The 10,752-nt window shown below is 66.4% G+C and carries 7 protein-coding genes; 3 read left to right on the top strand and 4 right to left on the bottom strand.

Going from position 1 to position 10,752, the window contains the following annotated elements:
- Position 1 precedes the first annotated feature (1 nt).
- The 4 genes from GPA22_RS15680 to GPA22_RS15695 form a co-directional block, all read right to left on the bottom strand.
- Complete coding sequence (locus GPA22_RS15680; protein ID WP_169256998.1) at positions 2-1,873, bottom strand: thiamine pyrophosphate-dependent enzyme; 1,872 nt, start codon at positions 1,871-1,873, stop codon at positions 2-4.
- Between the two features lie 159 nt (positions 1,874-2,032).
- Positions 2,033-2,629, bottom strand: coding sequence for a c-type cytochrome (locus GPA22_RS15685; RefSeq protein ID WP_169256999.1), 597 nt, complete (start codon positions 2,627-2,629; stop codon positions 2,033-2,035).
- A gap of 34 nt (positions 2,630-2,663) precedes the next feature.
- Positions 2,664-3,284: a response regulator transcription factor gene (locus GPA22_RS15690; protein ID WP_425483963.1), complete on the bottom strand. Its 621-nt coding sequence runs from the start codon at positions 3,282-3,284 to the stop codon at positions 2,664-2,666.
- Positions 3,277-5,988 (bottom strand): PAS domain S-box protein, encoded by a 2,712-nt coding sequence (locus tag GPA22_RS15695; protein WP_169257001.1) that lies wholly within the window; start codon positions 5,986-5,988, stop codon positions 3,277-3,279. Before GPA22_RS15695 ends, GPA22_RS15690 begins: the two co-directional genes overlap by 8 nt.
- 218 nt (positions 5,989-6,206) lie before the next feature.
- On the opposite strand from GPA22_RS15695, the gene GPA22_RS15700 reads away from it, so the two are divergent.
- From GPA22_RS15700 to GPA22_RS15710, 3 genes are all read left to right on the top strand, one after another.
- On the top strand, positions 6,207-7,385 hold the full coding sequence (locus GPA22_RS15700) for an ABC transporter substrate-binding protein (protein WP_169257002.1): 1,179 nt from the start codon (positions 6,207-6,209) through the stop codon (positions 7,383-7,385).
- A 381-nt stretch (positions 7,386-7,766) separates the two neighbouring features.
- Positions 7,767-10,436, top strand: a complete 2,670-nt coding sequence (aceE, locus tag GPA22_RS15705; RefSeq protein ID WP_169257003.1) for a pyruvate dehydrogenase (acetyl-transferring), homodimeric type — start codon at positions 7,767-7,769, stop codon at positions 10,434-10,436.
- A 22-nt stretch (positions 10,437-10,458) separates the two neighbouring features.
- A partial coding sequence (locus GPA22_RS15710; protein WP_343036064.1) for a biotin/lipoyl-containing protein occupies positions 10,459-10,752 on the top strand: 294 nt, incomplete at its 3' end.

The raw sequence follows: 10,752 nt of genomic DNA on the forward strand, positions 1-10,752 counted from the left end.
CTCACTTCCTGACGAACTGGACGGAATGGATGGACTGGACGGGCTGCGCGTGCACGATCGCTTCCGGCGCGCAGGGCTGCACGCACAGGCCGCAGCCGGTGCAGGCGGAAGTCTCGATGCGCACGAAGGAGAGATCGACTTCCTTGCCCGAGGCCTTGACCTCCTTGCCGCGGCGCGTCACGTGAATCGCCGGGCAGCCGACTTCGACGCAGTTGCCGCAGCCGGTGCAGCGGTCTTCCTCGACCATGTAGGACTTGGCCGGCTCGTAGTGGTCGATCAGCACGCAGGGGCGATTCGTGATGATGACCGAAGGTTCCTCGATCTTCGTCTCCTCGCGCAGCGCCTTGAACAGCACCGGCAGCTGGTAGGGATCGACGACGCGGATGCGATCCTTCTTCACGCCGAGCGCCTCGCACAGTTTCGCGAAGTCCACGCGCTGGGTTTCCTCACCGTGGATGTCGCGGCCGGTGCCGGGGTTGTCCTGGCCGCCGGTCATGCCGACGGCGCGGTTGTCGAGCAGCAGCACGGTGACGTTGCCGCGGTTCCAGGTGATGTCGAGCAGGCCCTGCATGCCCATGTGCATGAAGGTCGAATCGCCGATCACCGCGACGACCTTCTTGTTCTCGTCGACCTTGCCGCGCCCCTTGTCCATCCCCAGCGCGGTGCCCATCGACGCGCCCATCGAGATGCAGGTGTCGAGCGCGTTCCACGGGTGGCCGGCGCCCAGCGTGTAGCAGCCGATGTCGCCCGAGATCAGCACGTTGCGCATCTGCGAGAGCGTGTAATACACGCCCAGGTGCGGGCACGCGACGCACATCGTCGGCGGGCGCGGGAAGACCTGCTGGGGCGGCACGTGCTCGGGTTCCGGCACGGCCTCGCCGCGCAGGCGCCTGACGGCCGGTTCCAGCACGTCGGGCGCGAGCTCGCCGATGCGCGGCAGCACGTCCTTGCCGTGGCACACGATGCCCGCGGCCTTCATTTCGGTTTCCAGCAGCGGCTCAGTTTCCTCGACGACCAGCACGGCGTCGACGGTTGCCGCGAAAGCGCGCAGGCTCTCCAGCGGCGGCGGACAGGACAGGCCCAGCTTGAACACCGGCGCGTCGGGGAAGGCGTCGCGCACGTGCATGAAGGTCGGCCCCGAGGTGACGAAGCCGATGCGGCGATCGCTACCTTCCAGTTGGAAGTTGAGCGGCGAGGCCTCCGCCTCGGCGCGGGCCGCGGCCTCGCGCTGGAACATCGACGGCAGGCGCGGCTTGGCGTTGCCCGGCACCATGACCCAGTGGCGCGGGTCCTTCACGAAGCCGGCCGGCTCGTGCTCGATGCGGCCGCCGGTCTGCACGACGCCCTTCACATGGCAGATGCGCGTTGTCAGGCGCAGGATCACCGGGCTCTTCAGGCGTTCGGACAGGTCGAAGGCCGCCAGCGTCATCGCATAGGCTTCCTGCGAATCGGCCGGCTCCAGCACCGGCACGTGCGCGAAGCGGCCCCAGTAGCGCGAATCCTGTTCGTTCTGCGACGAGGACATGCCCACGTCGTCGGCCACCGCGATCACCAGCCCGCCTTCGGTGCCGGTGACGGTGATCGTCATCAGCGCGTCCGAGGCGACGTTCAGGCCCACGTGCTTCATCGCGCAGAACGCGCGGGCGCCGACCATCGATGCGCCGAGGGCCACTTCCAGCGCGACCTTCTCGTTCACCGACCACTCGGTGTAGAGGTCGGGGTAGCGCGCCAGCACCTCGAGGATCTCGGTGGACGGCGTGCCGGGGTAGGCGGCGGCGACGCGTGTGCCGGCTTCCCAGACGGCGCGGGCGACCGCGTCGTTGCCGGAGAGGAACAGGCGCGCGGCCGCGGGGACGGGCTGGGTGGCTGGCATGGGGGGACCCTGGGCAATGTGAATGGGGAGAGCAAAGTTTACCGATCGGTCAACTTTGCCCCATTGACGAGGATCAAGGGCGCGGGAGGTCCCGCGCCGGGCGGGCGCGCCACGATGTGCCACCCCTTGAACCGCGCCGAAGGGCGCGGTCGGCGGCGCTTACTCCATCACGCTGAGGAACAGGGCGACGGATTCGATCTCCGGGTCGGCGATGTTCTCGACGACCGTATGCATCACCATGTTCGGCGAGGAGCGCGAATGATCGCGGAACGCGCGCAACTGCGAGGCGAGGTACTGGGCGTGCTGGCCGGCGAGCCGCGGCAGGTACATCGCGCCGCGGCCCTGCGGACCGTGGCAGGTCGTACACGCCGTCACGCCCTTCGCCGGGATGCCGGAAAAGTAGATGTGGCGGCCGAGATCGACCTGCACGGGATCGCCTCCCGTCTCGGGCACCATCGGCTTCTCGCTGAAATATTCGGCCAGCGCACGCATTTCGCCGCCGGAGAGGTCATTGACGCGTGTGCGCATGCGCTTGCTGGTGCGCACGCCGGTCTTGAAGTTGGCCATCTGCCGCGTGAGATAGTCGACGTTCTGTCCCGCAAGCTTGGGGAACTCCGCCTCCCCGCTCAGGCCGTTCGTGCCGTGGCACTTGCGACAGCGCTCACGCACCAGCTGCTCCGCCGGCCGATCCGTTGCGATGGCCGGCGCCACGCAGCCGAGGACGAGAACCGCGACCAGAAACTTCCCGATGCTCATACCCCTCCCCCAAACCTCAAGGGCGGACCGCCACCTATCCGCGGCCGCCGATCCCCGGTAAGACCAGCACGTTCTGCACGAGTTCGGCGAGCGAATTCGCCTCCATCTTCTCCATCACCCGCGCCCGATGCACTTCGACCGTCTTGATGCTGATGCCGAGCACGTCGGCGATCTGCTTGTTGAGCTTGCCGGCGATGATGAGATCCAGCACTTCGCGTTCGCGCTGCGTCAGGTGCATCAGCCGCCGCGCCGTATCGGCTTCGTGCTGGCGCTTGTTGCGGCTCTCCTGCTCGGCCGCCAGGCACTCTCCGATCAGGTTCAGCATGTCACGTTCGCTGAACGGTTTCTCGATGAAGTCGACGGCCCCTTTCTTCACCGCCGATACTGCCATCGGCACATCGCCGTGACCGGTGATAAAAATCACCGGCAGCGTGCAATGACGGCGCTTCAGCTCCTCGAACAGTTCCAGCCCGCTCATGCCGGGCATGCGCACATCCAGCACCAGGCAGCCGGTCATCGCCGGCAGGTAGTCGCGCAGGAAGCTTTCGGCCGACTCCCACGCCCGCACGCGATGGCCGCTCGATTCGAGCAGCCACACCAGCGAATCGCGCAGCGCTTCGTCGTCATCGACGATGTAGATGCATTGTTCAGACACGGCGGACGGTCCGGTCACTGGCGACCTCGGTGGGCAATGTGAATGAGAAGATGGTACCCCCTTCCGGATTGGAATCCACAATCAGGCGCCCGTCGTGGAATTCGATGATGGAGCGGCAGATGTTCAGGCCCATCCCCATGCCTTCCGTCTTGGTCGTATAGAAGGGCGTGAAGAGACGCCCGCGTTCCTCCTCGCCGATGCCGTGGCCGTGGTCGATGACCGAGACCTCCACCGCCCGCGGACCGAGCGAGCGAGCGCGCACGGTGAGCACGCGCTGCTCGTCGGGCAGGTCCGCCATCGCATCGATGCCGTTCTTCACCAGATTCAGGAGGACCTGCTCGATCATGATGCGGTCCGCGAAGACCGGCGGCAGGTCGGGCGCGACCTCCAGCACGATGCGCGAGCTCACGCGTCGCGCGTCGATCTCGGCGAAACCGATCGCGTCGTCCAGCACGTCGGAAATCTGCACCGCGCTGCGGCGCGGCTCGCTCTTCTTCACGAATTCGCGGATGCGGCGGATGATCTTGCCGGCGCGCTCGGCCTGGAAACTCGCCTTCTGCATCGCCGCCAGCAGCTCTTCCTCGCGCCAGTTGCCCGACTGGATGCGCGTGACGCATCCCATGCTGTAGTTGGCGATGGCCGACAGCGGCTGATTGAGTTCGTGCGCAAGCGTGGAGGCCATCTCGCCCATCGTGATCAGGCGCGACGTACGCTGCAGGCGCTCGGCCTGCTGGCGCGACACTTCCGCGGTCTGCTTGCGCTCCGTGATGTCGGTCGCGATGCCCATGCGCACGACACGCCCGTCCACCCAGCGCGTCGCACGCTCGCGCACGTGGTACCAGCGCCCGGACAGCGGATGCTGCAGTTCGCCATCGAAGAGCTCGCGCGGCAGGTCCGCGGCGGTCAGACCGCGCGGGTCGACCACGTAGTCGCCGCGCTCGGGCTGCGGCACGGCGACGCCGCGCACGGTGCGCCCGACGGCGTCGAAGCCGTGGATGCTCTTGAACGCGCGGTTGGCGAAGAGAATCTCGTCGGTGCGGGCGTCGGCGACGAACACCGCAGCCTCGAGGCCGTCCAGCACCGCCTCGAAGCGCTCGTGCGCGGCCTCGAGCGCGGCGCGGATGCGTTTCGGTTCGGTGATGTCGGTCACGGAAGCCATCCAGCCGGTCTGCACGCCGTTGGCGTCGATCAGGGGCGACAGGTAGAAGCGCGCGTCGATCCGCTCGCCGTTCTTGCGCCGGATATGCATCTCGAAGCCGCTCGGCGGCGCGCGCCCCAGCAGCGTCAGGTCGAGGTTGTGGCTGCACAGTTCGAGTTCCTCGGGCGCCCAGTACGGGAAGGGCCGCGTCGCACCGATGAGCTCATCCTCGTCGAAGCCGACCAGGCGGCAGAAGGCCGAGTTCACATAGATGATGCGGCCGGTGAGGTCGATGGCGCGCATGCCGGTCATCACCGACTCTTCCATCGCCTTGCGGAAGGCCGATTCCGCACGCAGCGCCTCCTCGCTCGCCTTGCGGCCGGTGATGTCGTGCGCGACGGCATACACGAGCTTTTCCTCGCGCACGGGGTTGATGCTCCAGTCGAGCCAGCGGAAGCTGCCATCGGCACCGCGGCAGCGGATCTCGAAGCTGACCGGCTGCCCGTCCCCGAGCCGGCGCAACTGCTCGACCGCGAAGGGCACGTCGTCCGCATGGACGAGATCGAGCAGCGGCCGCCCCGGCAGCTCGTCGGGCAGATAACCGAGGATGCGCTCGAACGCCGGGTTGGCGCGGCGGAACACGCCGTCGAGGCCGACGATGCACAACAGGTCGAGCGACAGGTTGAAAAGGCGGTCGCGCTCCTTCTCCACCCGCACGCGCCGCTGCACGTGGGTGCGCAGCAGCCACAGGCTCCACAGCACGATCACCGACAGGCCGATGATCATCGCCGTCGGCAGCGCCTGCGGCAGCTGGCTCGCCGTGCGGAAGGCCGTCGCGCGCAGCACCAGCCCGGTGCCGGGCGGATCGAGCGGGATCGAGTACGAGATGCTCTGGTCGAGGTCGACGACGCTCGAATTCACCGCCAGCGTTTCGCCTTGGGCACCAATCAGCGCGAGATGGTATTTCTCGCCGAACCAGCTCGGCACCAGGTACTGCAGCACCCGCTCGATCGAGTAAACGCCGACGATCGCACCGAGGAACTCGCGCCCGTGCCGCACCGGCACGAACACTTCGAGCATGATGTGCTTGCCCGCTGCCTGATAAGCCTCGCCGTAGCTCGGATGCCCCGTGTCGCGCGCGCGGTAGAACGTGGCCGCCTGCACGCGCGACAGGGCGTCGCCCGCCAGCCAGTCGGTGGTGTCGAAGGGCGCAGTCCAGCGCACGAGCTCTTCCGGGCCGACCCAGGCAACGTTGACCAGTTCGCCGTTGTTGGCGATGTGCTGATTCGCGCGCACCTGGAAACCGTTCAGGTCCAGCGCCGAGACCGCGAGGTCGCGCGCCAGCTGGGACAGGAATTCCTCCGTGCCCTGCATGTGCAGGCGCATCGTCTGCTCGGCCCACTGCACGTCCCGCGCCACCGCATTGCGCTGGGTTTCGGCGTCGCGCAGCTGCAGCAGCCAGACGAGGCCCAGCATCGTCAGCGCGAAGATGCCCACCGCCACGTAGGGGGCGGTCCAGTACCAGCGGGTCGGCGAGAGGCGGCCGGAATCGGCGGAGTCGGACATTCGGATCGGAAGCGGGTGGCGGCAAGGCGAAATAGGTCCGGAACGCGAAGCGCGGCGACGCGCCCGGACGGCCGCAATTGTCATGGCCCCGACCGCCAGGCGTCAGTCGGGTTTTTCCCTATGGCCAGGCAACCGGCGGCGCTTGGGGTTTTCGCCAATTCAGCCCCGGCACCCCGAAACGTACATTGTCGCCTTGCCGACCACAGAGAGATTCCCGCGTGCTGCGCCTCATCCTCGCACTGCTGTATCTCCTCGCCCAGCCTGCCCTGGCTGCCGACCCGATCCGCGTCGGCGTGTCCGGGCCGTTCACCGGCGGCTCCAGCCCGATGGGCATGTCGATGCGCGAAGGCATCCGCATCGCCGCGGCCGAACTGAACGCGAAAGGCGGCGTGCTCGGCCGGCCGATCGAACTGATCGAACGCGATGACGAGGCGCGCAACGAGCGCGGCGCACAGGTCGTGCAGGAACTCATCACCAGGCAACGCGTCGTCGCCGGCCTCGGCATCGTCAACACCGGCGTCGCCCTTGCCAGCCAGCGCTTCTACCAGGAAGCGCGCATCCCGATGATCACCTCGGTGGCGACCGGCTCGATGGTGACGAAGCAGTTCCTGCCCCCGCAGCATCCCGACAACTTCATCTTCCGCGTTTCCGCCAACGACACGATCCAGGCGGCGATGATCGTCAGCGAGGCGATCGACCGGCGCGGACTGAAGCGCGTGGCGATCTTCCACGACGCGACGAACTACGGCCAGCTCGGGCGCGAGGACCTCGAACACACGCTCGCCGACCGCGACCTGAAGCCGGTCGCGGTCGAGCGCTTCAACCTCCAGCAGACCGACATGACGATGCCCCTGCGCCGCGCACGCGATGCAGGCGCCGAAGCGATCCTCACCTACGGCATCGGCCCGGAACTCGCCCATATTGCCAACGGCATGGCGCGCATCAACTGGCGCGTGCCCCTGATCGGCAGCTGGACGCTGGCGATGTCGAACTTCATCGACAACGCCGGCCCCAACGCCGAAGGCGCGCACATGCCGCAGACATTCATCCCCGAGCCGACCTCGCCGCGACGCAAGGCCTTTCTCGAGGCGTGGCGCACCGCGACGGGCAGCGTCCGCATTCCTGTCCCACCCGCCGCCGCACAAGGGTATGATTCGCTGCTTCTGCTCGCTGCAGCGATCCGCCAGGCAGGCACCACCGATGGCGACCGCGTCCGCGAGGCGCTGGAAAACCTGCACGAGAAGATCGAGGGCGTGGTCATGACGTATCGCACCCCCTTTTCGAAGGACCGCCACGAGACGATTACCAGCGTTCATGATATTTTCATGGGCGAGGTGCGCGACGGTCGCGTGGTGTTTGCCTACGATGACGACCGTCGCAGGGCATCGGGCCGCTAGACGCGCGGCATCCCGTTTTCCGAATCGGCCGGGAGATCTTCCTCTCCCTCCCTTTCTCCCGGCCGGTTTTTTTCCTGCTCCGGTTCGCACGAACCGCTTCATTCCCGCCCTACTCATACCCATCCAGCCCACCGCGAATGCGCCCGATGCCGTTCGCCGCACGGCCTTGGCCGCACTTTCCGCGCACCTCTCACATGCCCCTTGCAAGCCCTTTTTCCTGCCCGAAATAGGCAGCAAAGATTATTGCACATCCTGAAATCTGGTTTTAGAATGCGAAAAATGTCGATCAAACAAGCGCGATCGGCGTCTCACGGATTCGACCCGGACCACCTCTCAAGGGCGGATTCGCCAACCGCGAAGCTCAACACAAGGAGACAGAGCATGGCCGCGATACCCAACGTAACGCTGCAGACGGACCCGGACACCCAGGAAACCCAGGAATGGCTGGACGCCCTCCAGGCCGTCGTCGCCAATGAAGGCGTCGACCGCGCCCACTTCCTGGTCGAGAAGCTGATCGAAGCCGGCCGCGAGGAAGGCATCGACATCCCCTACTCGGCGACCACGCAGTACATCAACACCATCCCCGCCCACCAGCAGCCGAAGTACCCGGGCAACCCGGACATGGAGATCAAGCTCCATTCGTACATCCGCTGGAACGCGATGGCGATGGTCGTGCGCGCGAACAAGCACACCAACGTCGGCGGCCACATCGCCTCCTTCGCCTCCGCTGCCGCCCTCTACGACGTGGGTTTCTCGCACTTCTGGCGTGCCCCGAGCGCCGAGCACGGCGGCGACCTGATCTTCTTCCAGGGCCACTCCGTCCCCGGCGTCTATGCGCGCGCCTACATGCTCGGGCGCCTCACCGAAGACCAGATGGACAGCTTCCGCCAGGAAGTCGACGGCCACGGCATCTCGTCCTACCCGCACCCCTGGCTGATGCCCGACTTCTGGCAGTTCCCGACGGTGTCGATGGGCCTCGGCCCCCTGTGCGCGATCTACGCCGCGCGCTTCATGAAGTACATGGACAGCCGCGACATGGCCAAGGCGCAGGACCGCAAGGTGTGGGCCTTCCTCGGCGACGGCGAGACCGACGAGGTCGAATCGCTCGGTGCGATCGGCATGGCCGCGCGCGAGAAGCTCGACAACCTCATCTTCGTCATCAACTGCAACCTGCAGCGCCTGGATGGCCCGGTGCGCGGCAACGGCAAGATCATCCAGGAACTGGAAGCCGAATTCCGCGGCGCTGGCTGGAACGTCATCAAGCTCGTGTGGGGCACGCACTGGGATGCGCTGCTCGCCCGCGACACCAAGGGCCTGCTGAAGAAGCGCATGATGGAATGCGTCGACGGCGAGTACCAGACCTTCAAGGCGAAGAACGGCGCCTATGTGCGCGAGCATTTCTTCAACACGCCGGAACTGAAGGCGATGGTCGCCGACTGGACCGACGACGAGATCTGGCAGCTGAACCGCGGCGGCCATGACCTGTTCAAGATCTTCTCGGCCTACAAGGCGGCCGTCGAGCACAAGGGCCAGCCGACGCTGATCCTCGCCAAGACCGTCAAGGGCTTCGGCATGGGCCAGGCGGGCGAGGCGATGAACATCTCGCACCAGCAGAAGAAGCTCGACGAAGAGGCGATCCGCCGCTTCCGCGACCGCTTCGGCATCCCCGTGCCGGACGACAAGCTCGCCGAACTGCCCTACCTCAAGTTCGCCGAGGACTCGCCCGAATACAAGTACATGATGGAACGCCGCGTCTCGCTGGGCGGCTTCCTGCCGCAGCGCCGCCGCACCGCCGAACCGCTCGCGGTGCCCGCACTCGAGAACTTCGCCGCGCTGCTGAAGGCGTCGGGCGAAGGCCGCGAGCTGTCGACCACGATGGCGATGGTCCGCATCATGAACACGCTGCTCAAGGACAAGCAGATCGGCCGCCACATCGTCCCGATCGTCCCGGACGAGTCGCGCACCTTCGGCATGGAAGGCATGTTCCGCCAGTACGGCATCTGGAACCAGCAGGGTCAGAACTACGTGCCGGAAGACCATGACCAGCTGATGTTCTACAAGGAATCGAAGACCGGCCAGGTGCTGCAGGAAGGCATCAACGAAGCCGGTGCGATGGCCGACTGGATCGCCGCCGGTACCGCCTACTCGGTGCACGGCGTGCAGATGGTGCCCTTCTACATCTTCTATTCGATGTTCGGCCTGCAGCGCACGATGGACCTGTGCTGGGCGGCAGGCGACCAGCGCACCCGCGGCTTCCTGATCGGCGGCACTGCCGGCCGCACCACGCTGAACGGCGAAGGCCTGCAGCACGAGGACGGCCACAGCCTGTTGCTGGCCAACATGATCCCCAACTGCATCAGCTACGACCCGACCTTCCAGTACGAAGTCGCCGTGATCGTGCAGGACGGCATGCGCCGCATGTTCGCCGAGCAGCAGGACGTGTACTACTACATCACGGTGATGAACGAGAACTACGAGCATCCCGAGATGCCTGCCGGTGCTGAAGCCGACATCATCAAGGGCATGTACGCGTTCCGTAAGGGTGCCGAAGGCAAGCTGCGCGTCCAGCTGCTGGGCTCCGGCACGATCTTCCGCGAAGTCATCGCCGCGGCCGACCTGCTGAAGAACGACTGGGGCGTTGAAGCCGACATCTGGGGCTGCCCGAGCTTCAACGAACTGGCCCGCGAAGGCCAGGACGCCGCGCGCTGGAACATGCTGCACCCGATGGAAGCGCCGCGCCTGAGCCACGTCGAGAAGTGCCTCAAGGGCGCCGTCGGCCCGGTCGTCGCGGCGACCGACTACGTGAAGCTGTTCGCCGACCAGATCCGTCCCTTCATCAAGAACACCTACGTCACCCTCGGCACCGACGGCTTCGGCCGCTCGGACACCCGGGAAAGGCTGCGCCACTTCTTCGAGGTGGATCGTCACTGGGTCACCGTGGCCGCGCTGAAGGCGCTGGCCGACGACGGCCTGATCGAGCGCGACAAGGTTGCCGCCGCACTGCTGAAGTACAACCTCGATCCCGCCAAGCCGAACCCGATGAGCGTCTGAGAGAGCCAGGGAGACGAAGAACATGAGTCAAATGATTGAAGTGAAGGTCCCGGACATCGGCGATTTCGACGCCGTGCCGGTCATCGAGCTGTTCGTGAAGGTCGGCGACACCATCAACATCGACGACGCGATCGCGACGCTCGAATCCGACAAGGCGACGATGGACGTGCCTTCGTCGGCCGCCGGCGTCGTCAAGGAAGTGCTGGTCGGCCTCGGCGACAAGGTCGGCGAAGGCAGCGTACTGATCAAGGTCGAGGCTGCCGCAGCAGGCGCTGCTGCACCGGCTCCGGCCCCTGCCCCCGCAGCCGCCCCGGCG

The organism is Aromatoleum toluvorans, assembly GCF_012910905.1.
Taxonomy (GTDB): domain Bacteria; phylum Pseudomonadota; class Gammaproteobacteria; order Burkholderiales; family Rhodocyclaceae; genus Aromatoleum; species Aromatoleum toluvorans.

Excerpts from the sequence above, each read along its gene's own strand:
- GPA22_RS15680 (WP_169256998.1), bottom strand. The coding sequence starts at position 1,873 with ATGCCAGCCACCCAGCCCGTCCCCGCGGCCGCGCGCCTGTTCCTCTCC.
- GPA22_RS15685 (WP_169256999.1), bottom strand. The coding sequence starts at position 2,629 with ATGAGCATCGGGAAGTTTCTGGTCGCGGTTCTCGTCCTCGGCTGCGTG.
- GPA22_RS15695 (WP_169257001.1), bottom strand. The coding sequence starts at position 5,988 with ATGTCCGACTCCGCCGATTCCGGCCGCCTCTCGCCGACCCGCTGGTAC.
- aceE (WP_169257003.1), top strand. The coding sequence starts at position 7,767 with ATGGCCGCGATACCCAACGTAACGCTGCAGACGGACCCGGACACCCAG.